Below are 22,132 nucleotides of genomic sequence, written 5' to 3' on the forward strand. Positions count from 1 at the left end.
TCGCGCGCGGCGGGCCGACGGAGCGCGGAGCTGTTACCAGCCGCGGTTGGCGTAGCGCTCGGTCTCCGGCAGGGTGTCGCAGTTGATGCCGACCATGGCCTCACCCAGACCGCGGGAGACGTCCGCGATCACCTTCGGGTCGTCGAAGAAGGTGGTGGCCTTGACGACGGCGGCGGCGCGCTTGGCCGGGTCGCCGGACTTGAAGATGCCGGAGCCGACGAAGACGCCCTCGGCGCCCAGCTGCATCATCAGCGCGGCGTCGGCCGGGGTGGCCACGCCACCGGCGGAGAACAGCACGACCGGGAGCTTGCCCAGCTGCGAGACCTCCTTGACCAGCTCGTACGGGGCCTGCAGGTTCTTCGCCGCGACGTACAGCTCGTTCTCGTCGAGGGTGGTCAGGCGGCGGATGTCGGCGTTGATCTGGCGCATGTGGCGAACCGCCTCGACCACGTTGCCGGTGCCGGCCTCGCCCTTGGAGCGGATCATGGCCGCGCCCTCGGCGATCCGGCGCAGCGCCTCACCGAGGTTGGTGGCGCCGCAGACGAAGGGGGTGGTGAAGGCCCACTTGTCGGAGTGGTTGACCTCGTCGGCCGGGGTCAGGACCTCGGACTCGTCGATGTAGTCGACGCCGAGCGCCTGCAGGACCTGGGCCTCCACGAAGTGGCCGATCCGGGACTTGGCCATGACCGGGATGGAGACGGCGTTGATGATGCCGTCGATCATGTCCGGGTCGGACATCCGGGCCACGCCGCCGTCCTTGCGGATGTCGGCGGGAACCCGCTCGAGCGCCATGACGGCGACGGCACCCGCATCCTCGGCGATCTTGGCCTGCTCGGCGTTGACCACGTCCATGATCACACCGCCCTTGAGCTGCTCGGCCATTCCGCGCTTGACCCGGGCGGTACCGATCTGCGGCTGGTCGGCGGAAGCGGGAGTGCTGGTGGACACGTGAGACCTCACTCGAAGACGAACCGGTGTGCTATCGCCCTATCGTAGGCCGTCGAACCGCCCGATCGATGCGCCACCCGGTCCATCCCGGCTTGACAGAATCGACAAAGAGGAGGGAAACCGCCCTCCGAACACCGCTGCGGCTACGCCCGACCTACGCCGGAGCGCCTTGCGGGACCAGGGCTGCCGGAGGCTCGTCGTCCATCTCGAAAGCGAGCGGAAACGGCGCCCGGCCGGCCAGCCGGAAGTAGCGCACCAGCCGGTGCGTGCGCAGCGCGCGGGCCGCGCGCACCGCGTCGTTGTGGAACCGCCGGGCCATCGGCACCCGCCGCGCCGCCGAGGTCAGATCGCGCAGCGCCTCCTCGCCGCCGGGCGCCGCCCGCAGCTCGGTGACCTGCTCCGGCTCGGCGAAGACCGCCCGCAGCGCCTGGCTCAACTCGCTCTCCGCCACCTCGCGGTGCTCCTCGTCCGCCTGCCGGGCCGCGTGCGAGGCCTCGTACAGCACCAGCGAGGTCGCCGGGTCGAGCAGCGAGGAGGTGGCCAACTCCTGGGCCACCGAGGCACGGCGCAGCAGCTGCGCGTCCAGCGCGGCCCGCGCGGTGTCGATCCGCGCGTGCAGCCGGTCCAGCCGGCCGGCCGTCCAGCTCAGGTACAGCGCGAAGAGCACCACCGCGACGGCGGCCCAGATCCAGGTAGTCACGAGGCGCAACGCTACCGGCAGTCCACCCGGCGGCAAGCAACCGGCAATGCGACCGGCAGGGCGCCGGGCCGTCCGTCAGCTCCGGGCCAGCCCCAGCCGATCGCGCCAGCCGGTGCGGTCGTCCTCGCGGACCTTCGGCGCGGAGCCCATGCCGTCGGTGACCGTCTCGTACACCGACAGGATGTCCGCACCCACCGTCGACCAGTCGAACCGCCGGACGTGCTCCGAGGCCGCCACCCGCAGCTCGGCCAGCCGCTCCGGGTCGCCGAGCAGCCGCACCGCGGCCGCCGCCAGCGCCGCCGCGTCCTCCACCGGGAACAGCTCGCCCGCCTGCCCGTCGTCCAGCACCTGCGCGAACGCGTCCAGGTCGCTGGCCAGCACCGGGGCCGCCGCCGACATCGCCTCCACCAGGATGATCCCGAAGCTCTCGCCCCCGGTGTTCGGCGCCACGTACAGGTCCACGCTGCGCAGCAGCCGGGCCTTCTCCTCGTCGCTCACCATGCCGAGGAACTCCACCCGGGCCCGCACCTCGGGCGCCAGGCCGGCGACCGCCTCCTCCTCGTCGCCCTTGCCCGCCACCAGCAGCCGCACCTCGGGGCGGGCCGCGAGGATCGCCGGCAGCGCGGCCAGCAGCGTCGGCAGGCCCTTGCGCGGTTCGTTGATCCGGCCGATGAAGCCGATCGTCGAGCCGGTCCAGCGCGGATCGGGCTCGGCCTTGGCGAAGAACGAGACATCCACCCCGTTCGGGATCACCACCGCGTCCCCGCCCAGGTGCTCCACCAGGGTGCGCCGGGCGTACTCGCTGACCGCGATCCGGGCGCTGATCTTCTCCAGGGTCGGCTGCAGGATCGGCGAGGCCGCGATCATCACCCGCGAGCGCGGGTTGGAGGTGTGGAAGGTGGCGACCATCGGACCGGTCGCCGCCCAGCCGGCCAGCATCGACAGGCTCGGCGAGGCCGGCTCGTGCACGTGCAGGATGTCGAAGTCGCCGTCCCGCAGCCAGCGCCGCACCCGGGTCGCCGAGATGATCCCGAAGCTCAGCCGGGCCACCGAGCCGTTGTACGGCACGGCCACCGCCCGGCCCGCCGAGACCACGTAGGACGGCAGACCTGACTCGTCGTCAGCCGGCGCGAGCACCGAGACCTTGTGCCCCTGGCCGATCAGGTACTCGGCCAGGTCCCGGATGTGGAACTGCACCCCGCCGGGGACGTCCCAGTCGTACGGGCAGACGATGCCGATCTTCACGAGGCCACCTCCTCGGCGGGCGGCTCGGGCACGGCCGGGGGCGGCGACGCCGGTGCGGGGTCGGCCTTGGGCCGGCTGGGCAGGTCGGCCAGCCAGAACTTCTGCAGCATGTGCCAGTCCTGCGGGTGCCGGGCGATCTCTCCCGCCCAGACGTCGGCCATCGCCTGCGTCATCCGCTCCTTGGCCGACTGCCGGGCCGCGTCCTCCGGCACCGGGATCGGCGGGTGGATCCGCGCGCCCATCACCGGGCCGTCGTACCAGAGCGAGACCGGCAGCAGCGCCGCCCCGGTGCGCTGGGCCAGCGCGGCCGGTCCGGCCGGCATCCGGGTGGTCTCGCCGAAGAACTGCACCGGGGTGCCCGACTCGGACAGGTCCCGGTCGCCGACCAGGCAGATCAGCTTGCCCTCGCGCAGCCGCCGGGCCAGCGTCCCTATCACGGAGGTGCCGCTGCCGGTCAGCGCCAGCACCTCCATGCCCAGGCCCTCGCGGTAGGCGACGAACCGGTCGAAGAGCGTCTCCGGCTTCAGCCGCTCGGCGACGGTGGTGAACTTGAAGCCGAGGTGCCGCACCACCCAGGCGCCGGCCAGGTCCCAGTTCCCCATGTGCGGCAGCGCCAGGATCGCGCCCCGGTTCGACTCCATCGCCGCGACCAGGTGCTCGACGCCCTCCACCCGCATGCTGTCGGCGATCTTGCGGTCGTTCCACACCGGCAGTCGGAAGGACTCCATCCAGTACCGCAGGTAGGAGCGCATCCCGGCCCGGGAGAGTTCGCGCAACTCGACGTAGGAGGCCTGCGGGCGGACCCGGCCGAGGTTCGCCTCCAGCTGGCGCACCCCCTTGCCCTGCCGCCGCCAGGCGAAGTCCGCCAGCTGGTTGCCCAGCCCGCGCACCACCGGCTCCGGCAGCAGTTTCAAGGTCGCCCAGCCGGCCGCGTACCCGGTCTCGACCAGCTTCTCCCGCATCGACTTCCTCGGTTCTCTCGGGTCTCTCAGGTCTCTCGGGCTCGGTGGCTCGCTCGGGTCTCTCGGGTCTCTCGGGTCCTGTCGTTGTCCCCGGTCAGCTCTCCCGGGTGGCGGCCGCCGCCTCGAAGGCCTCCCGGCGTACCGTCAGCATCCGCTGCAGCACCGTGATCACACTGCCGACGCCGACCGCCCAGAGTGCCACCGGAAGCAGCCACTCCACATACGGCACGCCGAACTTGTGCAGCCCCGCGACCCCGGCCGCCACCAGGCTGACCACCAGCCGCTCGGCCCGCTCCACCAGCCCGGACACGTCGCACGGCAGTCCCAGGCTCTCGGCCCGCGCCTTGGTGTACGAGACCACCTGGCCGCTGGCCAGGCAGAGCACCGAGACCGCGCAGAGCAGGTCGTTGTTGCCGCTGCCCGAGTACCAGAGCGCCAGGCCGCCGAAGATCGCCGCGTCCGCCACCCGGTCCAGCGTGGAGTCCAGGAACGCCCCCCACTTGTTGGAGGTGCCGGCCTGCCGGGCCATGTTCCCGTCCACCAGGTCCGAGAAGATGAACAGGGTGATCGTGATCGTGCCCCAGAAGAACTCCCCGCGCGGGAAGAAGACCAGCGCGCCGGCCACCGAACCGGCCGTACCGATCAGCGTCACCGCGTCCGGGCTCACCCCCCAGCGCAGCAGCAGGGCGGCGAACGGGGTCAGGACACGTGTGAAGAAGGCACGCGCGTATTTGTTGAGCATGGCCTTCCGGACCGCTCCGATCTCACGTCCAAGGTGGTGCACCGGCGGCCATCAGCAGCAGCGCCGGACGGCCGAGCGGATCAGCCCACCCGGCGTGACCCATGGTATCCAGGCCACCGGCACCGCTGAGCCGCGCACACCCGATCGGGCTCAGGCCGCCCTGCGGGGCAACGCGCAGGCCGCCGTACCGCCCGGCATCCGGTGCCGGTACTTCGCTACCAGCCGGTAGACCGCCGCCGCCACCGGCCGCACCGGCGCCAGGCTCAGCACCCCGCCCAGGTAGGCCCAGACATTGCCGGACCGCAGCAGCAGCTTCGCCACCGCCCGGGCGCCGCCGTACACCTGGCCGGTCGGCGTCACCCAGAGCACCTCGCGCTCCGCCCACTCCCGCGTCACCCCCAGCGCCGCCAGATCCGCGAACTGGAACGGCACCGCCGTCCACCCCGCCGAGGCCAGGGTCTGCCGCAGGTACCGCTCGGCGAACCGGACACATGAACTGCAGAACGCGCAGTCCCCGTCGAAGACCAACACCGGATCAGCAGAAGTCATGGGACTGATCCTGCCCCATCGGGATCGAACCGCTTCACACGGGGGAAGGAAGCTGACGGGAAGTTGCCACCGTCAGGTGACGGTTCTTCAGACGATCACCGCCGCAAGGGTGCAGCGGCACGGTAACCTGCCGCTGACAGGGAGGGAGGGGAGGCCGCCGCCATGACCAAGCTGGACATGACCCCTGGTGCGCAGATACCCCGCACGGACGCCGGACCGCAGACCGCAGTCACCCAGGCACTCTCGTCTGCCGCCTACCGCGACAGCGATCTGGACGCTTTCGTCGCCGCCGTCCAGGACGGCGTGGTCGGCAAGGCGGGCTGGCACGAGTTCTTCCGGCCCAACGTCGGCGAAGCCTTCAGCAAGGCCGTGATCGCCCGCACCCTCAACAAGGGCCGCAAACCGATCGTGCCCTCCTACGGCACCGAACCCCGCATGGTGGTCGAGCACTGCCTCGCCGCCGAGGCGCTGCGCGACTCCCGGGACAAGCGGCTGATGCTGGTCACCCTGCTGACCGGCGTGCTCTTCCTGCCCGGCACGCTGCTCTGGCTGGCCGCGATCCGGGTCCGGATCTGGCTGCGGACCGGCAAGACCAACCGCGACGCCCTCTACGGTCCGCTGCTGATGCTGCTGCCGCTCGGCCTGGCCGTGGTGCTCGCGCTCAAGCCGCCGTTCGCCGGCCTCGGCGGCATCTACACCCGGATCGTGCTGATCGTGCCGCTGGTCGGCTGGCTGCTGGCCAAGCGGATCGTGGTCGCCTCGGTCAAGGACCTGCGGGCCCGCTGGTCCGACCTGATCGACGGCAACGTGACAGCCGCCGTCGTCCCGCAGGCGGTGCCGCGCAACGACCAGGACGAGCGCGCCGCGACACTCAAGCAGGGCCTCACCCAGCTCGCCCTGGAGCAGGACACCAACGTCCTGCACTACGCGGGCGTCAAGGGGATACTCGGCCTCGGCCGACGCTGGGGCTCCTGGGAACTGGTCGAGGACCTCAGGCCCGCCGAGGGCCACGAGGACTTCCGCACCTTCCACACCTGGGACCTGGTCAAGAAGATCACCGACCGGTTGAACAGCCTGGGCCGCAGCGAGGTCGGCAACGGCGCCGTCCCCAACTCCTCGGTCGAGCAGTGGGTGATCATGGAGGTCGGCGCCGGCGCCGACGAGATCGGCCGGCCCGAGGGGCCGGACATGGACGGGCACCGGATGCGCGACCACGCCGTGATCAACATCGCCAACCGGCAGGGCTTCGGCCTCGACGGGCCGCGCCACTACCTCGGCACCCAGTTCGTCCTCAACAAGGGCCGGTTGATCGTCAGCGTGCTGGTCACCGTCACCGTGCTCAGCAACACCCTGCGGGTCTCGGTCAACGGCCACACCCTCGGGCCGGTCAAGGGCGTCTTCCACGACAAGCCCAAGCCCAAGGAGGTGACCCGCGCCAAGACCGGCAAGTTCTGGGAGGAGGAGACCATCCAGCTGCCGCTGGTCGACAACATGGAGGTCCTCCGCCAGGCCCTGCGCGCGCCCTTCCTCAAGGCCCCCGGGCTGCTGGCCTGGCTCGGCGGCACGATGAAGCTCCCCGAGCCCTTCGGCCTGCGCACCGCCTGGGCCGACCACCCCTGGAACAGCCGCTTCATGGCCGACGACTCGATGCGGATCGCCACCCCCGTGGTCAGCGCGGTCCTCGCGGCCACCATCGAGTTCCTGACCGACCACGACATCAACACCGACCGCTTCAGCAACCGCGGGCTGATCCTCAAGTCCGAGATGCAGGGCGTGCGGCCGTTCAAGTCGGACCAGTACGACGCCTGGTGACGAGGCCTCGGACCTGCCGGAGGGGGCCCTTGCGGGCCCCCTCCGGTTTTTCGCGTCAGCGCCGGTGTTCCGTCAACGCCGGTGCTTCATCAGCGCCAGTGCTTCGTCAGCTCTGCGGCCAGGCCTCGGCCAGCATCTTGCGGGTGTCCGCCAGCAGCTGCGGCAGCACCTTGGTGTGGCTCACCACCGGCATGAAGTTGGTGTCCCCGCCCCAGCGCGGCACCACGTGCTGGTGCAGGTGCGCCGCGATCCCGGCGCCGGCCGCCGCACCCTGGTTCATCCCGATGTTGAAGCCGTGCGCCCCGGAGGCCGCCCGCAGCGCCGTCATCGCGTTCTTGGTGAGCGCGGCGAGCTCGACGGTCTCCTCGTCGGTCAGCTCGGTGTAGTCGGCCACGTGCCGGTACGGGACGACCATCAGGTGCCCGCCGTTGTACGGGTACAGGTTGAGCACCGCGAAGACGTGCGCGCCACGGGTGACGATCAGCCCGTCCTCGTCGCTCAGCGACGGAATCGTGCAGAACGGACAGCCGTCGTCGGGGGCGGGCCCGGTGGGCTTGTTCTCGCCCTGGATGTACGCCATCCGATGGGGGGTCCACAAGCGCCGGAAGCCGTCCGGCTCCCCGACGCCCTGCTGCAGTACCGGCTCACTCGTCATGCTGATCAGCATATTCGCCCGACCTGCCGGACAAACCGGTGCGGGGCAGTCTCCTCTCGGAGACTGCCCCGCAGCACGCTTGCTTCAGTTCGCTCAGACCTGGATCCGGCGCGCCACCGCGTCCACGATCTCCGCGACGGCCTCGGCCACCGGGACACCGTTCTTCTGCTCACCGCTGCGGTAGCGGAAGCTCACCGCGCCGGCCTCGACGTCGTCGTTGCCGGCCAGCAGCATGAACGGAATCTTGTGCTTCTGGGCGTTCCTGATCTTCTTCTGCATCCGGTCGTCCGAGGCGTCCACCTCGACCCGGATCCCGTGCTTCTTCAGCTCGGCCGCGACCTCCTGCAGGTACGGCACGTGCTCGTCGGTGATCGGGATGCCGACCACGGTCACCGGCGCCAGCCACGGCGGCATCGCGCCCGCGTAGTGCTCCAGCAGCACCGCGAAGAACCGCTCGATCGAGCCGAACAGCGCGCGGTGGATCATCACCGGCCGCTGCCGGTTGCCGTCCGCGCCCTGGAACTCCAGCTCGAAGCGCTGCGGCAGCTGGAAGTCCACCTGGATCGTCGACATCTGCCAGGTGCGCCCGATCGCGTCCTTGGCCTGCACCGAGATCTTCGGACCGTAGAAGGCCGCGCCCGCCGGGTCCAGCACCAGCTCGAGGTTCTGCTTCTCGGCGGCCGCCCGCAGGGTCTCGGTGGCCTCCTCCCAGTCCTCGTCCGAGCCGATGAACTTCTCCGGGTCCTTGGTGGACAGCTCCAGGTAGAAGTCGTTCAGCCCGTAGTCGCGCAGCAGGTCCAGGACGAAGGTGAGCAGCGAGTCCAGCTCGCCGGCCATCTGCTCCTTGGTGCAGTAGATGTGCGCGTCGTCCTGGGTGAAGCCGCGGGCGCGGGTCAGGCCGTGCACCACGCCGGACTTCTCGTACCGGTAGACCGTGCCGAACTCGAAGAGCCGCAGCGGAAGTTCGCGGTAGGACCGACCGCGCGAGCGGTAGATCAGGTTGTGCATCGGGCAGTTCATCGGCTTGAGGTAGTAGTCGTTCTCGCCGTCGAGCTGCATGGGCGGGTACATGCCGTCGGCGTACCAGTCCAGGTGACCGGAGAGCTCGAAGAGCGTGCCCTTGGTCGCGTGCGGGGTGTAGACGAACTCGTAGCCCGACTCCTCGTGCCGCTTGCGCGAGTAGTCCTCCATCACCCGGCGCATGATGCCGCCCTTGGGGTGGAAGACCGCCAGGCCGGAGCCGATCTCCTCGGGGACGGAGAAGAGGTCCAGCTCGCTGCCGAGCTTGCGGTGGTCGCGCTTGGCCGCCTCGGCCAGGAAGTCCAGGTGCGCCTTCAGCTCGTCCTTGGTCGGCCAGGCGGTGCCGTAGAGGCGTTGGAGCTGCTTGTTCTTCTCGCTCCCGCGCCAGTAGGCCGCCGCCGACCGCATGATCTTGAACGCCGGGATCATCCGGGTGCTCGGCAGGTGCGGCCCACGGCACAGGTCGCCCCAGCACAGCTCGCCGCTCTTCGGGTCCAGGTTGTCGTAGATGGTCAGCTCGCCGCTGCCCACCTCGACGTCCGCGCCCTCGCCGGCCGTCGCCGCCGAGCCCTTGAGGCCGATCAGCTCCAGCTTGTAGGGCTCGCCGGCCAGCTCCTCGCGGGCGGCCTCGTCGGTGACCACCCGGCGGGCGAACTTCTGGCCCTTCTTGATGATCTCCTGCATCTTCTTCTCGATGGCCTTGAGGTCATCGGGGTGGAACGGCTTCTCGACGTCGAAGTCGTAGTAGAAGCCGTCCTTGATCGGCGGGCCGATGCCGAGCTTGGCCTCGGGGAAGATCTCCTGCACGGCCTGGGCCATCACGTGCGCGGTGGAGTGGCGCAGGATGTTGAGGCCGTCGGGGCTGGAGAGCTCGACGGGCTCGACCTCGTCGCCGTCCTGCAGCTGGTAGGCGAGGTCCTTGAGGGCGCCGGCCACCCGGGCGGCGATCACGCTGCGGTCGTCGACGAAGAGATCGGCGGCCGTAGTGCCCGTGGTCACCACGCGCTCTTCCCGATCGGGTTCGCGGTTGATGGTTACCCGGACGTCCGTCACCGGTGTTCTCCTGACGTGCTGGATCTGATGGCCGCAGCTTCCTGCTGCGCTGCCCCGATGGTACCGAGCCCGCCGCGTCGACCGTGCACCCATCTCCACCTTGGCGTCACGCGCTCCCGGATGGGTTGAAGGGGTACGGCCCCGGGGTATCACCTGCTCGGAACCGCACCACGAGCCGGTGCACCGTCAGTCCTCGGCGGTGCACCTGGCGGGTCCGGGGTCCGTCCAGGGGATTTGAGGGGTGGTCATGGTGAGAAGCTCCCACTGGTACGAAGGCCCGTTCGCCTCTTTCGACACCGAGACCACCGGCGTGGACGTGGAACAGGACCGGATCGTCTCGGCCGCCCTGGTCCTGCAGTCCGGCCCCGACGCCCCGCCCGAGCGGCTGACCTGGCTGGCCGATCCGGGCGTTCCGATCCCCGACGGCGCCCGCGCGGTGCACGGCATCACCGACGAGCAGGTGCGCGCGCACGGCCGCCCGCCGGCCGCGGTGACCGCCGAGATAGCGCGCGCACTGGCCGGGCAGGCCCGAGCCGGGGTGCCGCTGGTGGTGATGAACGCGCCCTACGATCTGACGCTGCTCGACCGGGAGTTGCGCCGGCACCGGCAGAGCTCGCTGGACGCCTTCCTCGGTGGCGCCGAGCTGCTGGTGGTCGATCCGCGGGTGCTGGACAAGTACGCCGACCGCTACCGCAAGGGCCGACGCACGCTCACCGACCTGTGCGCGCACTACGGCGTCGAGCTCGCGGGGGCGCACGACGCCGGCGCGGACGCCTGGGCCGCACTGCAGTTGGTGCGGGTGCTGGGCGAGCGCCACCACAAGGCGCTGGGCACCTTCTCCCCCGCCGAGCTGCACCTGCGGCAGCGGACCTGGCACGCGGCGCAGGCCCGTGGGCTGCAGGACTGGTTCGACCGGTCCGGCGCCACCGAGCGGGTGGACCGCTCCTGGCCGCTGCGGCCGGCGGCCTGACGGTTCGCCTGACGCCCTCTCAGAGATGCATCGAGCCCCAACTGCCGTGTCAGTTGGGGCTCGCGCTTCTCGATCAACACGCATCGGGCTCGGACTCCAGTCGGAGTCCGAGCCCGATGTTGCTGGGTGGGCGATACTGGGATCGAACCAGTGACCCCTTCGGTGTGAACGAAGTGCTCTCCCGCTGAGCTAATCGCCCGGGCAACGAGAAGAACAATAGCACCCTCCCCGGGGTGCCCCGCAACGTGGTTGATCAGCGCCCGCCCGACGCCCCGACAGCAGCCGCCGTCAAAAGGCACGGTGACGAAGCCTCAGTTCCGACCGACTTCCCGGAACACCGAAAAGGCGTAGGACCCCGGTCTAAAAATAACCAGGGTCCTACGCCTTACAACGCAATCCGGTGGGCGATACTGGGATCGAACCAGTGACCCCTTCGGTGTGAACGAAGTGCTCTCCCGCTGAGCTAATCGCCCGGCTGCAGGGAAAACATTACCGCATCCCGAGGGGTGCTCTGCGCCATCCGTGTCAGTCCCCGTGGGCACCGGGCCCCACCAGGCCGTCCGCCGCCATTCGTAACCAGTCTCGGGGGTGCCGCGCAACCACTACCAGCGCGTCCCGATATCCGCATCCGCAGTGGTTCCGGCGCATTGCGCAATGCGCCGGAAGGGTTACCGCCGGGGCCCGAATCGGGACAGAGGGGTTTACATCGCCGCCAGGGGTGGGATGGTCCGTTCGCCGACGTGCGATTCCCCGAGCGCACACTGAGCGAAAGGCCCTGGCGCTTATGAACACCACGGTCAGCTGCGAGCTGCACCTGCGCCTCATCGTGTCCAGCGAGTCGTCACTGCCCGTCCCCGCGGGCCTGCGCTACGACACTGCCGACCCCTATGCCGTGCACGCCACCTTCCACACCGGTGCCGACGAGACCGTGGAGTGGGTGTTCGCCCGCGACCTCCTCGCGGAGGGGCTGCACCGACCCACCGGAACCGGCGATGTCCGGGTGTGGCCGTCACGCAGCCACGGACAGGGGGTCGTCTGCATCGCGCTGAGCTCTCCTGAGGGAGAAGCCCTGCTGGAGGCCCCGGCCCGGGCGCTTGAGTCTTTTCTCAAGCGAACCGACGCCGCGGTGCCACCCGGCACCGAACATCGTCACTTCGATCTGGATCGGGAGCTGTCGCACATCCTCGCCGAGAGCTGAAGCCGGCGGGGGGAGCTCCCCTCGCCGGCCGATCGACTCCGCTGGTGGCTGTCCTACTCGGGGGCACGGCCACAGGCTCCGGCGCGAACCTCGCGTCTGAGCCGCGCACACCGACGGACCGTGCTTTGCGGCGCCGCACCCGAAGAGGTGCGGTCGGCAGGCGCCCGGCACCGGTGCTGTCCCCACCCGTCCCAGCGGGTGGGCGCAGCACCGGTGCCGGGCGCCTCCTGCGTCGTATCGGGCCGGACCGGTAGAGTTCGGCGGTGATGACCGGCCCCCAGCCTTCGGCCGGGAGGTACCCCCAGCGGACGGGTCCGACCGTCCCGCGCACGCGAGGAGCTCCCACGTGCTGATCACCCATGACACCGAGTGCGCCCTGGGCATCCTGGTCGAGCTGCTCAACACCGCACCGGAGATCAACGGCTTCGAGCAGCTGCCCGATACGGCGGCGCTCAGCGCCTTTGTCACCCGCAACGACATCAGCGAGGTGGACTCGGTCGGTCCGGCCGACCTCGCGGCGGTGCACGGACTGCGCGGGCAGCTGCGGGGGATCTTCACCGCGCCGTCCACCGAGGTGGCGGCGGGTCTGGTGAACACGCTGGTGGCGGCCGTGAACGCGACGCCGCGGCTGACCGACCACGACGACCACGGCTGGCACATGCACTACTTCGCCCCGCACGCCGCGCTCGCCGACCACCTGGCGGCCGAGCTGGGGATGGCGCTCGGGCTGATCCTGATGGCCGGCGAGCGGGAGCGGCTGCGGCGCTGCGAGGCACCGGACTGCGCACGGCTCTTCGTCGACCTGTCGCGGAACCGCTCGCGCCGCTACTGCGACAGCCGGACCTGCGGGAACCGGATGCACGTCGCCGCCTACCGGGCGCGGCAGCGCTCGGCGGCGGACGAGGCCGTCGTGGTCTGAGGGCTGCGGCTCTCGGATCTGCGGCGTTCAGGGCTGCGGCGTTCAGGGCTGCGCCGCGTCCGAGGTCCGGGCAGCAGCGCTCAGATACCGCGCTTGCGCAGGATCTCCTCGACGTCGGAGAACTCGCCGAGCTCCTCGGCGGCGCTCTTGGGGTGGCGGGACGGTCCGACGGCGGGCGGGGCGGCAGCCGCGGGTGCGGCGGACTGGGGCTGCGTGGCGAGGGCGGCCTGACGGCGTTCGCCCGAGTCCTTCGAGCGACCGCGGCCGAGGCCGGCGGCGAACACCAGCAGCAGGCCGAGACCGAGCAGGCCGATGCCGGTCCAGACTCGCGGGTCGAAGATCAGTTTGCCGGCCCAGTCGGCGATCGCACGGCCGATGGTGCGGCCGACCGGGACCAGGCCGGTGAGGTAGACGCCGGCCGGCAGCAGCGCGAAGCCGGCCCAGCGGGTTGCGCTGCGCCAGCGGCGGCGCCAGCCGGTGAGGCCCGCGACGGCCAGTCCGGCGGCGCTCAGGGCGTAGCAGAGCGCGCCGGTCAGCATGCCCGCCTCCGGTGGGTGCTGCGGTCGGTGCTGGGCATGACGCCTCCGGTCCTGGTTCGTCCTGGGTCGGTCGGTGGTCCCTGGTGGTGGAACACTGGGCGCATGATCGAAGGTTCCCTCCCCCACCTGGAGTTCTGGTGCGAGTTGCAGTGCCCGGACTGCGGCACCGCGCTCGACGACGTCCGTGCCCTGCGTGAGCGCTACGGCGACGCCCTGTCCGTCTCGCTGCGGCACTTTCCCCTGGAGAAGCACAAGCATGCCTACGCGGCCGCGGAGGCCGCCGAGGAGGCGTTCGCCCAGGGGCAGGGCTGGCCGTTCGTGGAGGCGGTGCTGGGCCGGGTCGCGGAGCTGGAGCGGCGCGGTCCGGAGCTGCTGATCGAGGTGGCGGCCGAGCTCGGCATGGACACCGACGAGGTGGAGCTGGCGCTGATCGACGGCCGGCACATGCTCGCGGTGGACGCGGACCAGGCCGAGGGCAACGCGATCGGGGTGACCGGGACGCCGACCTACGTGGTGGCCGGGCAGCGACTGGACGGCGGCAAGAGCCAGGCGGGCCTGCTGGAGAAGATCACCGCGCTGCTCGAGGGCTAGAGGTCCTGCCGGAGGGCTAGAGGCTCTTGCTGAGGACCCGGCGGGTGGTTCGGTAGCCGAGGGACTCGTAGAGGCGGATGGCGACGGTGTTGTCCGTGTAGACGTTGAGGCCGAGGTGGTGGACCCCGGCGGCGAGGCATTCGCGTTCGGCCGTGAGCATCAGCTCGCGGCCGAAGCCGTGTCCGCGCCGGTGCTCCGCCACCTCGACGTTCATCACCCAGCCGAGCGGGCTGCCGTCGGGCAGCCGGCCACCGTCGAAGGCCACCCAGACGCTGCCGACGGGTTCGCCGTGGGCGAGCAGCCGGCGCAGCGCGACCCGGGCGGTGGCGTGCTGTTGGGGCAGCAGCCGGGCGTCATCCACCGCGGAGCGCTCGGCGGCCTGATGCTCCGTCAGTCCGGTTCGGACCAGCTGGGACCGGTACTCGACTCCGATCGCGGCCAGCCAGTCCGGGAACTCCGCCGCGTCGATCGGACGAGTCGTCAGTCCTGCTGCGGTGATGGGCGGTTGGCCGAGCGGTTTGGCGAGTTTGCGGCTGGTCTCGGTGTAGCCGAGGGCCAGCGCGAGGGCGTGTGCGGCGGTGGCCTCGACGGGCACCGTGACCTCGGCCCGCGCGCAGTCCCAGCCGCGCAGCACCTCCTCGGCGGCGAGGGCGGCGACGGTGCCCCGGCCTCGGCGCCGCCCGTCGGTGATCTCCAGCGCGTCGATCCGGCCGACCTGGTGGCTGCCGAAGCGCGTGCTGCTGGTCTGCACGGTGCCCACCGGGCGGCCGTTGGCGCAGACCAGCCAGCGGCGGCTGCGACCGCCGCCCGGGAGCGCTTCCTCTGGGCCGGCGGGGCGCAGCGTGGTGGTCATGAGTGCCCTCTTCCCCGATCGGGACGCGGCTTAACGAGGCTCGGTGTCGTCGTCGCGAGGCTCAGTGTCGTCTTGGCGAGGGTCGGTGTCGTCTTAGCGAGGGTCGGTGTCGTCGGCGGCGCGTTCGGCGAACAGGGCCATGGCGCGGGCGGTGACCGGGCCGGGGGCCGGCAGTTCGCGGTCGTCGATCCGGGCGACGGCCTGCACGTCGCGCAGGGTGGAGGTGAGGAAGACCTCCTCGGCCTCGTGCAGCACCTGGTAGGGCAGCTCGGCCTCCTCGGCGCCGCACCAGTCGGCGACCAGGGCGCGGGTGACGCCGGCCAGGCAGCCGGAGCTGAGCGGCGGGGTGAGCAGCTTGCCGCCGAGGACCACGAAGACGTTGGAGCCGGTGCCCTCGCAGAGCTGTCCGGCGGTGTTGGCGAAGAGCGACTCGGAGGCGCCCTGGCGGTGGGCGTGGGCGAGGGCGACCACGTTCTCGGCGTAGGAGGTGGTCTTGAGGCCGGCCACGGCGCTGTGCTCGTTGCGGGTCCACGGGACGGTGGCGACGGCGGTGGTGTCGGGGCGCGGGTTGGCGGTGCCGAGCGCGATCGCCAGGGTGGGCGGGGTGTTGCCGCGCTCGGAGCCGAGCGGGGCCAGACCACCGGTGTAGGTGATCCGCAGTCGGCCGAGCGGCATCGGGTTGGCGGCGATCACGGCCTGGCAGCCCTTGCGGACGGCTTCGAGATCGGGCTCGGGCAGGCCGAGGCCGGCGGCGGAGCGGGCCAGTCGGTCGAGGTGGCGGGTGAGGGCGAAGGTCTGGCCGTCGATGGTCTTGACGGTCTCGAAGACGCCGTCGCCGACGGTGAGTCCGTGGTCGAGGACGGAGACCTCGGCGCGGGCCTCGTCGACGAGTGCTCCGTTGAGCCAGATCATCGTGGTCGCTCCTGGTGGCGGTGAGGGCTAGTGCACGTGCTCGCCCGACGCTATCGCGACCAGCCGGGCGGCCTTCAGTTCGGTCTCGTCCCATTCGCGTTCGGGCTCGGAGCCCCAGGTGATGCCGGCGCCGGTGCCGAAGTGCAGCCGGGGGGTCTCGGGGTTGCTCCGGTCGATCCAGAAGGTGCGGATGCCGACGGCGAGTTCGGCGCGGCGGCGGTCGGCGTCGACCCAGCCGACGGCCCCGCAGTAGGGGCCGCGGGGGGCGGTCTCCAGGGCGTCGATGATCCGCAGGGCGCTGGATTTGGGTGCGCCGGTGACCGAACCGGGTGGGAAGGTGGCGCTGAGCAGTTCCGGCCAGCCGGCGCCCTCGCGCAGAGTGCCCTCGACGGTGGAGACCAGGTGGACCAGGCCGGGGTGCTTCTCGACCACGCACAGGTCGGGAACGGTGATGCTGCCGGTGGCGCAGGCGCGGCCCAGGTCGTTGCGGACCAGGTCGACGATCATCACGTTCTCGGCGTGGTCCTTCTCCAGCAGGTCGTGTTCGGTGCGGCCGGTGCCCTTGATCGGCCCGGAGGCGACGGTGCGGCCGTCGCGGCGCAGGTAGAGCTCGGGTGAGGCGGTGGCGATCTCCACGCCGTGCTCGGGCAGCCGGATGGTGCCGGCGAAGGGGGCCGGGTTGCCGAGGGCGAGCAGGCCGGCGAGGGCCTCGATGTCGCTGTGTGCGGGGTCGGGGTCGGGCAGCGGCGCGGTGAGCACCCGGCAGAGGTTGGCCTGGTAGACCTCGCCGGCCGCGATGTGTTCGCGGATCCGCCGCACGCCCGCGAGGTAGCCGGCCCGGTCCAGTGAGCTGTGCCAGCTGTCGGGGCGCGGTCCGCGCCAGAGCTGGTGGACCGGGGTGGGCGCGGGATCGGGGTGGACCTCGGCGAAGCGGGCGCAGCTGAGCCGGCCCTCGAAGTCGTAGGCGACGGCCCACCAGCCGTCGGTCTCCAGGGCGGCCGGGTCGTCGGTGACCTCGCACAGTCCGGTGGCGAGCCGACCGCCGAAGCGGGCCATCGGCTGGTCGGGGCGGAGGTGGCGGCTGGCGGGGGGCACGGTGCTCCTGCTTGCGGGGGTGGGGAAACAGGGTGGGGTGTCTCGAAGTTTAGGACGCTGCCGGCTCGCGGGCCGGTCGTGCGGGCGGCACGCTGCGGGAACGGAATTTGAGCTGGCCCGGGTTTCCGCTAAAGTTCAACACGTCGCCGGGAAACGGAGCCGCCAAGAGGCGGGGACGGGACCGGAAGACAGGCGGACGTGGCTCAGTTGGTAGAGCATCACCTTGCCAAGGTGAGGGTCGCGAGTTCGAATCTCGTCGTCCGCTCGGTGGAGAACAGCAAGATCGTTCTTACTGATAGAGTTCAATGAAGTTGCCTGGTGGAGTGGCCGAGAGGCGAGGCAACGGCCTGCAAAGCCGTGTACACGGGTTCAAATCCCGTCTCCACCTCGACGAGGTCCCCGGTTCCGTCCGGGGCCTCCCCGCGCGATTAGCTCAGCGGGAGAGCACTACCTTGACACGGTAGGGGTCACTGGTTCAATCCCAGTATCGCGCACTCGGTCCCTTCGGGGATCTTGGACGGCGCTGCTCGGCGGCGCGGTCACCAGCCTGAACGTCACTCGGTGACGCTCGACAGGCGCGATTAGCTCAGCGGGAGAGCACTACCTTGACACGGTAGGGGTCACTGGTTCAATCCCAGTATCGCGCACGGCCATCAGCCAGCAGGGTTCCGGATTGCGGGACTTGGCGGGCGCGGCTCGACGGGCGCGATTAGCTCAGCGGGAGAGCACTACCTTGACACGGTAGGGGTCACTGGTTCAATCCCAGTATCGCGCACCAGAGAAGGGCCGGATCCTCAGTGAGGGTCCGGCCCTTCGGCGTTGCCACGCACGGGTACGGCCCGTGCAGGTGGAGGTGTGGCCGGTGGCGGGCGGTCCCGCTTGTCGCCCGTCCGCGTGTCCCCGCGAGACGCGCCTGCCACCGGCCCGGCGTCCGATCCCTGTCCCCTGGGATCAGCGCCCGATCAGGTCGGCCACCGCCTTGGTCTGGGTGACCATCTGCTCCCAGCCGCCGAAGAGCAGGAGCAGCGCGACCGCGCAGGGCAGCGCGATGGCCAGGGCGACGGCCGGGTGACGCTCCTCACTGGCCGGCCGCCCGGTGCGCTGAAGCCGGGCGAGAACGGGGTTTCGGCGCTGCTCGGCTCGGGGGAGCTGGGTGGCCATGGTCCTGTCTCCTGCTGGCTCGTGGCGGGAAGGGCTGTGGGAGGTGCCGGGGGAAGGTCTGGGAGCGGTGGACGGTTGACCTCGGGGGACGAGTGCGCCGTCCACCGCTGATCTCAACGTTAGGCGGCGGCAAGGCCGGTGACGTCATGCCCGGGTCTCGTTCTGCGGGTGTCCGGGAGGATGAGGCCGCGCCCGGGGGCGTACTACCGAAGGGGGATGGCGCGGGGGAACGACCCCCGAGAGAACCCTGAGACGGACCCCGAGAGGGCTGTGACCTCGGGGTCCCGCTCAGATCGGACAATCCCACCGGCGGTTCGCGTGTTGCGTATCAGCACACCGCAGCCGACGTTCCGTAAGCTGTGCCCCACAGGAACTGACGATGCCCCAGCCACCGGGGCCCACCTCATGGTTTGCCCACCTCACGGGCCGACGGGACAGACATGGCGATGATGCGGCTGAGGCGTGAGGACCCCCGCATCGTCGGACCGTACCGGTTGCACCGGCGACTCGGTGCCGGCGGTATGGGCGTGGTCTACCTGGGCTCGGACCGCAAGGGCCAGCGGGTCGCGCTCAAGCTGATCCGCGCCGAGCTGGCCGAGGACGCCGAGTTCCGCACCCGCTTCGCCCGGGAGGTCGCCGCCGCCTCGAGGATCCGGGCCGGCGCCACCGCCCGGGTGGTCGGCTCGGACATCGAGGCCGACCGCCCCTGGCTGGCCACCGCCTACGTCCCCGGGCCCTCGCTGTACAAGCGGGTCGGCGACGAGGGCCCGCTGGCCTGGCCGGAGGTGGCCCTGATCGGGGCGGCGCTGGCGGACGGGCTGGTGAAGGTCCACGAGGCCGGCGTGGTGCACCGCGACCTGAAGCCCTCCAACATCCTGCTCTCCCCCAAGGGCCCGCGGATCATCGACTTCGGCATCGCCTGGTCGCGCGGGGCGAGCACGCTGACCCATGTCGGGACGGCGGTCGGCTCCCCCGGCTTCCTGGCTCCGGAGCAGGTGCGCGGCGTGGCGGTGACCCCGGCCACCGACGTCTTCGCGTTCGGGGCCACGCTGGCCTACGCGCTGACCGGTGACACCCCGTTCGGCTCCGGCGCCTCCTCCGAGGTGATGCTCTACCGGGTGGTGCACGAGGAGCCGGACCTGTCCGAGGTGCCGGCGCCGCTGGCCCCGCTGATCGGTGCCTGCCTGGCGAAGGAGCCGCTGGACCGGCCGGGCGCCTCGCACCTGCACGAGCGGCTGAGCGAGCTGGCGGCCAGGGCGGCGGGCGCGGCCGGGCGGCTGCGGGGTGCGGCCGCGGCGCCGACGCCACCACCGCCGCGGCCGCGCGAGCAGCCGCTGAGCCCGCGGGAGGCGGCGGCCCGGGAGGCGGCGCGGGCCGAGCGGGTGGCGCGCGAGTCGGATGCGGCGCGGGCCCTGGGCCAGCCGCGGTTCGCCCGCTCGCAGCCGCACCCGGCAGCGCCGGCCCGGTCGGCGGCGCCGGTGCGCCCGGCCGTCCAGGCCGACTCCAACGCGACCGTGCCCACCGCGCGGCCCGCCACCCGCGAGCGTCAGCACACCCCGCCGCCCGGACGGCCGCCCGGGCGCGCGATCGACGCCCGGCGCCGGTTGCTGCGCCAGCGGCTGGTGGTCTTCATCACCGTCACCATCGGGGTGGCGCTGGCCATCGCGGCCGCTCAGGGCTGCGAGGACCGGCATGCGCAGGGCCTGCCCAGGCCGGTGGTGCCGGCGGCCGGACCGTCCGCCTCGGCCGGGGTGGACGCGGTCAACGGCGGCCCCGCGATCGGGCTCTCGGCGGACGGGGCGCAGCCGTCGGCCCCGCAGGCGCCGGCCGCGCGGACCGGCGGCGGCACCGGCAGCGCCGCCTCGCCCGCCGGCAACCTCGGTTTCGGCCCGGCCACCGGCCCGGTCCCGGCGGTGGACTGGCCCAACCGCAGCTACCCGGACCCGTCCGGCGGCCCGGACGTGCAGTTGCACGACGGCCGGTCCGCCGGCACCCCGCAGGTCGCGCTGACCGCCGTGCTGCCGGCCCGCTACCGGGGCGCGCCCGCCGCCGTGGTGGTGCTGCGCCGCACCGAGGGCTCGGTGCCGGTGGACCTGGTCGAGCTGTTCACCTTCGCCCCCGACTCCCCCACCCTGGCCACCGCGCGCAGCTCCGCCGCGGACCCGCAGTCCACCGCCGCCTGGCGGCTGGACGAGGGCGCGCTGACCCGCGAGGAGCGGGTCACCCAGACCGGCGCCACCGGCACCACCCGGTATGCCGTCCGGGCGGACGGGACCTTCGAGGAGTCCTGGCCGGGTGCGGGCATCTCGGGCGGCACCGGGACCGGCACGGGCTGACGGTCCGTCAGCTCGGCCCCCGGCGGCCGGTTCGCCCGGCGGTTCCGAGGCACCCTTCTGACTGTCCGTGATGGATGGCAGACTCTGCGGCATGAAGCGGATACCGCCCGATCCCGATCGATTCTCCGAACACCAGCACCAGCTGGGCGAGTTCGCGGCCAGTCCGCCCTATCCGGTGCACGGGCTGCGCAGACCGGTGGTGGTCCCGGCCTATCTGGCGCGCTGGGAGACGGAGAACGGCGAGACCACCTCGGTCCAGCTGGCCTACGGGGACTGGAGTGACGAACAGGCCCCGTTCCTCGGCGTCACCACCGGGCCGCCCGGAAGCGCCGAGGTCGAGCCCGCCGACCTGCTGGGCGAGCTGCGCCGCGAGCACCGGCTGAAGGCCGCCCGGCTCGCCGAGCCGGTCCGCGCCTCGCTGCCGCAGGGCGAGCTGTGCCGGGTGGGCGAGAGCTGGGCGCTGCGGATGGTCGCGGACGGGCAGACGGTCACCGTGATCGGGCGCGGGGTGGAGCCGCAGGACGTGGAGCTGGGCCGGGTGCTCGACCTGCGGCCGTACGTGGGCGAGCGCAGCCGCCTGGTCCAGCGGCTGGCGGCCGAGCCGCGTGCGCTGCCCGCGCCGGTACTGGCCCCGGCCTCCGGGATCGCGGCGCTGCGGGCCTTCGTGGAGACCTTCCTGCCGGACGCGCCGGATGCCGGTCCGGCGTACGGAGCGCTGGGCCGGCGGGCGGTCGCGGAGCTGGACCGGGTGCTGGGCTGCGGTCCGGAGCGGGCCGAGTACCTGGTCTCCTCGATGGTCAACCAGATCACCCAGCTGCGCGCCCAGGTCCCCTGGTTCAGCGAGCCGGACGGGCCGCGGGCGGCCGCCGTGGAGGAGCTGCTGCGGCACGTCGGCCTGGGCCAGCCGGTGGACAGCGAGGCGGCGCAGGAGCTCTGGGAGCGGTACTGGGCCGCCCAGCAGCACCCGACGGACACCCCGTCGCAGGACCTGCGCGAGCTCTGGGTCCAGGCCTGGGAGGACTGGGAGCGCGGGCGCGGCCACAGCTGGCAGTAGCCGCCGTCAACCAGTGTTGACGGCGTAGAAGGCGACGGCCGCGGCCGCGCCGACGTTGAGCGAGTCGATGCCGTGGGCCATCGGGATCCGGACCCGGCGGTCGGCGGCGGCCAGCGCCCGGGCGGTGAGGCCGTCGCCCTCGGCGCCGAGCATCAGGGCGGCCTTCGGCAGGCGGTGCGGGGCGGCCTCGGTGAGGGTCACCGAGCCCTCCGCCGGGGTGAGGGCGAGCAGCTCGAAACCGGCCTCGCGCAGCACCGACAGCGAGCCGGGCCACGGGTCGAGCCGGGCGTACGGGACGGAGAAGACCGCGCCCATCGAGGTCTTGACGGCCCGCCGGTACAGCGGGTCGGCGCAGTCCGGGGAGAGCAGCACGGCGTCCATCCCGAGGGCGGCCGCGCTGCGGAAGATCGCGCCGAGGTTGGTGTGGTCGACCAGGCCTTCGAGCACCGCGACCCGGCGGGCGCCGGCCAGCACCTCGGCGGCCGCGGGCAGCGGCTTGCGGCCCATCGAGGCGAGCGCGCCGCGGTGCACGTGGTAGCCGGTCACCTGCTCGGCGAGGGCCGGCTCGACCACGTGCACCGGGGCGTCCACCTCGGCGATGACGTCCGCCATCGCCTCCAGCCACTTGGGCGTGAGCAGCATCGACCGCATCCCGTAGCCGGCCGCCAGGGCCCGCCGGATCACCTTCTCGCCCTCGGCGATGAAGAGGCCCTCGGCGGGTTCACGGCGGCGGCGCAGTTCGACGTCGGTCAGGCCGGTGTAGTCGGCGAGCCGGGGGTCGGTGGCATCGGTGACGGTGCTGGGCTGGGACATCGGGG

20 protein-coding genes, 7 tRNA genes and 1 pseudogene are annotated in these 22,132 nt (G+C 71.9%); 12 read left to right on the top strand and 16 right to left on the bottom strand.

Annotated features, from left to right (window positions below; translation table 11 throughout):
- Positions 1-33: 33 nt before the first annotated feature.
- The 6 genes from pdxS to BR98_RS06060 all read right to left on the bottom strand — a co-directional run bounded on the left by pdxS (position 34) and on the right by BR98_RS06060 (position 5,146).
- Positions 34-948 (bottom strand): pyridoxal 5'-phosphate synthase lyase subunit PdxS, encoded by a 915-nt coding sequence (pdxS, locus tag BR98_RS06035; RefSeq protein WP_035840886.1) that lies wholly within the window; start codon positions 946-948, stop codon positions 34-36.
- Between the two features lie 154 nt (positions 949-1,102).
- Positions 1,103-1,648 carry a LemA family protein gene (locus tag BR98_RS06040; protein ID WP_035840888.1) on the bottom strand — a complete coding sequence of 182 codons (546 nt, stop codon included), beginning with the start codon at positions 1,646-1,648 and terminating at the stop codon, positions 1,103-1,105.
- Positions 1,649-1,723: 75 nt separating this feature from the next.
- A complete protein-coding gene (locus tag BR98_RS06045) occupies positions 1,724-2,893 on the bottom strand; it encodes a glycosyltransferase family 4 protein (RefSeq protein ID WP_035840891.1) in 1,170 nt (389 codons plus the stop codon).
- Positions 2,890-3,855, bottom strand: coding sequence for a phosphatidylinositol mannoside acyltransferase (locus BR98_RS06050; protein WP_051969357.1), 966 nt, complete (start codon positions 3,853-3,855; stop codon positions 2,890-2,892). The genes BR98_RS06045 and BR98_RS06050 overlap by 4 nt, the downstream gene beginning before the upstream one ends.
- Positions 3,856-3,949: 94 nt before the next feature.
- On the bottom strand, positions 3,950-4,597 hold the full coding sequence (pgsA, locus tag BR98_RS06055) for a phosphatidylinositol phosphate synthase (RefSeq protein WP_035840894.1): 648 nt from the start codon (positions 4,595-4,597) through the stop codon (positions 3,950-3,952).
- A 150-nt stretch (positions 4,598-4,747) separates the two neighbouring features.
- A complete protein-coding gene (locus BR98_RS06060; protein WP_035840903.1) occupies positions 4,748-5,146 on the bottom strand; it encodes a thiol-disulfide oxidoreductase DCC family protein in 399 nt (132 codons plus the stop codon).
- A gap of 162 nt (positions 5,147-5,308) precedes the next feature.
- Between BR98_RS06060 and BR98_RS06065 the strand changes: the two genes are divergently transcribed.
- Positions 5,309-6,958 carry a hypothetical protein gene (locus tag BR98_RS06065; RefSeq protein WP_035840906.1) on the top strand — a complete coding sequence of 550 codons (1,650 nt, stop codon included), beginning with the start codon at positions 5,309-5,311 and terminating at the stop codon, positions 6,956-6,958.
- A 106-nt stretch (positions 6,959-7,064) separates the two neighbouring features.
- On the opposite strand, the gene BR98_RS06070 is transcribed toward BR98_RS06065, so the two are convergent.
- Positions 7,065-7,625, bottom strand: a complete 561-nt coding sequence (locus BR98_RS06070; RefSeq protein ID WP_035840908.1) for an HIT family protein — start codon at positions 7,623-7,625, stop codon at positions 7,065-7,067.
- A gap of 81 nt (positions 7,626-7,706) precedes the next feature.
- Positions 7,707-9,686, bottom strand: coding sequence for a threonine--tRNA ligase (gene thrS / locus BR98_RS06075; RefSeq protein ID WP_035840912.1), 1,980 nt, complete (start codon positions 9,684-9,686; stop codon positions 7,707-7,709).
- Positions 9,687-9,933: 247 nt separating this feature from the next.
- On the opposite strand from thrS, the gene BR98_RS06080 reads away from it, so the two are divergent.
- The gene (locus BR98_RS06080) at positions 9,934-10,656 is read left to right on the top strand and encodes a 3'-5' exonuclease (RefSeq protein ID WP_035843153.1); all 723 of its coding nucleotides are present in this window, start codon (positions 9,934-9,936) and stop codon (positions 10,654-10,656) included.
- Between the two features lie 127 nt (positions 10,657-10,783).
- On the opposite strand, the gene BR98_RS06085 is transcribed toward BR98_RS06080, so the two are convergent.
- Together BR98_RS06085 and BR98_RS06090 are read right to left on the bottom strand one after the other, a co-directional pair.
- A tRNA-Val gene (locus tag BR98_RS06085) sits at positions 10,784-10,855 on the bottom strand.
- Positions 10,856-11,057: 202 nt separating this feature from the next.
- Positions 11,058-11,129 (bottom strand) — tRNA-Val (locus BR98_RS06090).
- 311 nt (positions 11,130-11,440) lie between these two features.
- Here BR98_RS06090 and BR98_RS06095 point away from each other — a divergent pair.
- Together BR98_RS06095 and BR98_RS06100 are read left to right on the top strand one after the other, a co-directional pair.
- Positions 11,441-11,854 (top strand): SsgA family sporulation/cell division regulator, encoded by a 414-nt coding sequence (locus BR98_RS06095; RefSeq protein ID WP_030056266.1) that lies wholly within the window; start codon positions 11,441-11,443, stop codon positions 11,852-11,854.
- Positions 11,855-12,200: 346 nt separating this feature from the next.
- On the top strand, positions 12,201-12,773 hold the full coding sequence (locus BR98_RS06100; RefSeq protein WP_035840915.1) for a CGNR zinc finger domain-containing protein: 573 nt from the start codon (positions 12,201-12,203) through the stop codon (positions 12,771-12,773).
- A gap of 80 nt (positions 12,774-12,853) precedes the next feature.
- Here BR98_RS06100 and BR98_RS06105 read toward each other — a convergent pair whose 3' ends face one another.
- Positions 12,854-13,312: a hypothetical protein gene (locus BR98_RS06105; protein WP_035840919.1), complete on the bottom strand. Its 459-nt coding sequence runs from the start codon at positions 13,310-13,312 to the stop codon at positions 12,854-12,856.
- A 102-nt stretch (positions 13,313-13,414) separates the two neighbouring features.
- Between BR98_RS06105 and BR98_RS06110 the strand changes: the two genes are divergently transcribed.
- A complete protein-coding gene (locus BR98_RS06110; protein WP_035840921.1) occupies positions 13,415-13,903 on the top strand; it encodes a DsbA family protein in 489 nt (162 codons plus the stop codon).
- 16 nt (positions 13,904-13,919) lie between these two features.
- Here the strand turns inward: BR98_RS06110 and BR98_RS06115 are convergent, their stop codons facing one another.
- The 3 genes from BR98_RS06115 to BR98_RS06125 form a co-directional block, all read right to left on the bottom strand.
- Entirely contained in the window at positions 13,920-14,756 is an 837-nt protein-coding gene (locus tag BR98_RS06115) for a GNAT family N-acetyltransferase (RefSeq protein WP_035840924.1), read from the bottom strand.
- 93 nt (positions 14,757-14,849) lie between these two features.
- The gene (locus tag BR98_RS06120; protein ID WP_035840925.1) at positions 14,850-15,668 is read right to left on the bottom strand and encodes an aminotransferase class IV; all 819 of its coding nucleotides are present in this window, start codon (positions 15,666-15,668) and stop codon (positions 14,850-14,852) included.
- A 27-nt stretch (positions 15,669-15,695) separates the two neighbouring features.
- Complete coding sequence (locus BR98_RS06125) at positions 15,696-16,724, bottom strand: chorismate-binding protein (protein ID WP_035843154.1); 1,029 nt, start codon at positions 16,722-16,724, stop codon at positions 15,696-15,698.
- Between the two features lie 231 nt (positions 16,725-16,955).
- On the opposite strand from BR98_RS06125, the gene BR98_RS06130 reads away from it, so the two are divergent.
- The 5 genes from BR98_RS06130 to BR98_RS06150 all read left to right on the top strand — a co-directional run bounded on the left by BR98_RS06130 (position 16,956) and on the right by BR98_RS06150 (position 17,541).
- Positions 16,956-17,028: transfer RNA gene (locus BR98_RS06130), tRNA-Gly, on the top strand.
- A 52-nt stretch (positions 17,029-17,080) separates the two neighbouring features.
- Positions 17,081-17,151: transfer RNA gene (locus tag BR98_RS06135), tRNA-Cys, on the top strand.
- 34 nt (positions 17,152-17,185) lie between these two features.
- A tRNA-Val gene (locus BR98_RS06140) sits at positions 17,186-17,257 on the top strand.
- Between the two features lie 81 nt (positions 17,258-17,338).
- Positions 17,339-17,410: transfer RNA gene (locus BR98_RS06145), tRNA-Val, on the top strand.
- Positions 17,411-17,466: 56 nt separating this feature from the next.
- Positions 17,467-17,541 (top strand) — tRNA-Val (locus BR98_RS06150).
- A gap of 173 nt (positions 17,542-17,714) precedes the next feature.
- Here BR98_RS06150 and BR98_RS06155 read toward each other — a convergent pair.
- Entirely contained in the window at positions 17,715-17,924 is a 210-nt protein-coding gene (locus tag BR98_RS06155; RefSeq protein WP_035840928.1) for a hypothetical protein, read from the bottom strand.
- Positions 17,925-18,364: 440 nt separating this feature from the next.
- Between BR98_RS06155 and BR98_RS06160 the strand changes: the two are divergent.
- Together BR98_RS06160 and BR98_RS06165 are read left to right on the top strand one after the other, a co-directional pair.
- A pseudogene (locus tag BR98_RS06160) lies at positions 18,365-19,669 on the top strand (serine/threonine-protein kinase); the annotation flags it as partial.
- Positions 19,670-20,351: 682 nt separating this feature from the next.
- Complete coding sequence (locus BR98_RS06165) at positions 20,352-21,314, top strand: hypothetical protein (protein WP_035840930.1); 963 nt, start codon at positions 20,352-20,354, stop codon at positions 21,312-21,314.
- Between the two features lie 6 nt (positions 21,315-21,320).
- Here the strand turns inward: BR98_RS06165 and BR98_RS06170 are convergent, their stop codons facing one another.
- Positions 21,321-22,127, bottom strand: coding sequence for a TrmH family RNA methyltransferase (locus tag BR98_RS06170; RefSeq protein ID WP_035840933.1), 807 nt, complete (start codon positions 22,125-22,127; stop codon positions 21,321-21,323).
- Between the last annotated feature and the right edge of the window lie 5 nt (positions 22,128-22,132).

Origin of the sequence: Kitasatospora azatica KCTC 9699 (assembly GCF_000744785.1) — a bacterium.
GTDB classification, from domain to species: Bacteria; Actinomycetota; Actinomycetes; order Streptomycetales; family Streptomycetaceae; genus Kitasatospora; species Kitasatospora azatica.

Bases quoted from the DNA above. Each gene is read 5' to 3' on its own strand.
- BR98_RS06115 (WP_035840924.1), bottom strand. From the start codon at position 14,756: ATGACCACCACGCTGCGCCCCGCCGGCCCAGAGGAAGCGCTCCCGGGC.
- BR98_RS06170 (WP_035840933.1), bottom strand. From the start codon at position 22,127: ATGTCCCAGCCCAGCACCGTCACCGATGCCACCGACCCCCGGCTCGCC.
- BR98_RS06105 (WP_035840919.1), bottom strand. From the start codon at position 13,312: ATGCTGACCGGCGCGCTCTGCTACGCCCTGAGCGCCGCCGGACTGGCC.
- BR98_RS06165 (WP_035840930.1), top strand. From the start codon at position 20,352: ATGAAGCGGATACCGCCCGATCCCGATCGATTCTCCGAACACCAGCAC.
- BR98_RS06155 (WP_035840928.1), bottom strand. From the start codon at position 17,924: ATGGCCACCCAGCTCCCCCGAGCCGAGCAGCGCCGAAACCCCGTTCTC.
- BR98_RS06060 (WP_035840903.1), bottom strand. From the start codon at position 5,146: ATGACTTCTGCTGATCCGGTGTTGGTCTTCGACGGGGACTGCGCGTTC.
- BR98_RS06110 (WP_035840921.1), top strand. From the start codon at position 13,415: ATGATCGAAGGTTCCCTCCCCCACCTGGAGTTCTGGTGCGAGTTGCAG.
- BR98_RS06050 (WP_051969357.1), bottom strand. From the start codon at position 3,855: ATGCGGGAGAAGCTGGTCGAGACCGGGTACGCGGCCGGCTGGGCGACC.
- BR98_RS06095 (WP_030056266.1), top strand. From the start codon at position 11,441: ATGAACACCACGGTCAGCTGCGAGCTGCACCTGCGCCTCATCGTGTCC.
- pgsA (WP_035840894.1), bottom strand. From the start codon at position 4,597: ATGCTCAACAAATACGCGCGTGCCTTCTTCACACGTGTCCTGACCCCG.
- BR98_RS06120 (WP_035840925.1), bottom strand. From the start codon at position 15,668: ATGATCTGGCTCAACGGAGCACTCGTCGACGAGGCCCGCGCCGAGGTC.
- BR98_RS06125 (WP_035843154.1), bottom strand. From the start codon at position 16,724: ATGGCCCGCTTCGGCGGTCGGCTCGCCACCGGACTGTGCGAGGTCACC.
- BR98_RS06070 (WP_035840908.1), bottom strand. From the start codon at position 7,625: ATGCTGATCAGCATGACGAGTGAGCCGGTACTGCAGCAGGGCGTCGGG.
- BR98_RS06065 (WP_035840906.1), top strand. From the start codon at position 5,309: ATGACCAAGCTGGACATGACCCCTGGTGCGCAGATACCCCGCACGGAC.
- BR98_RS06080 (WP_035843153.1), top strand. From the start codon at position 9,934: ATGGTGAGAAGCTCCCACTGGTACGAAGGCCCGTTCGCCTCTTTCGAC.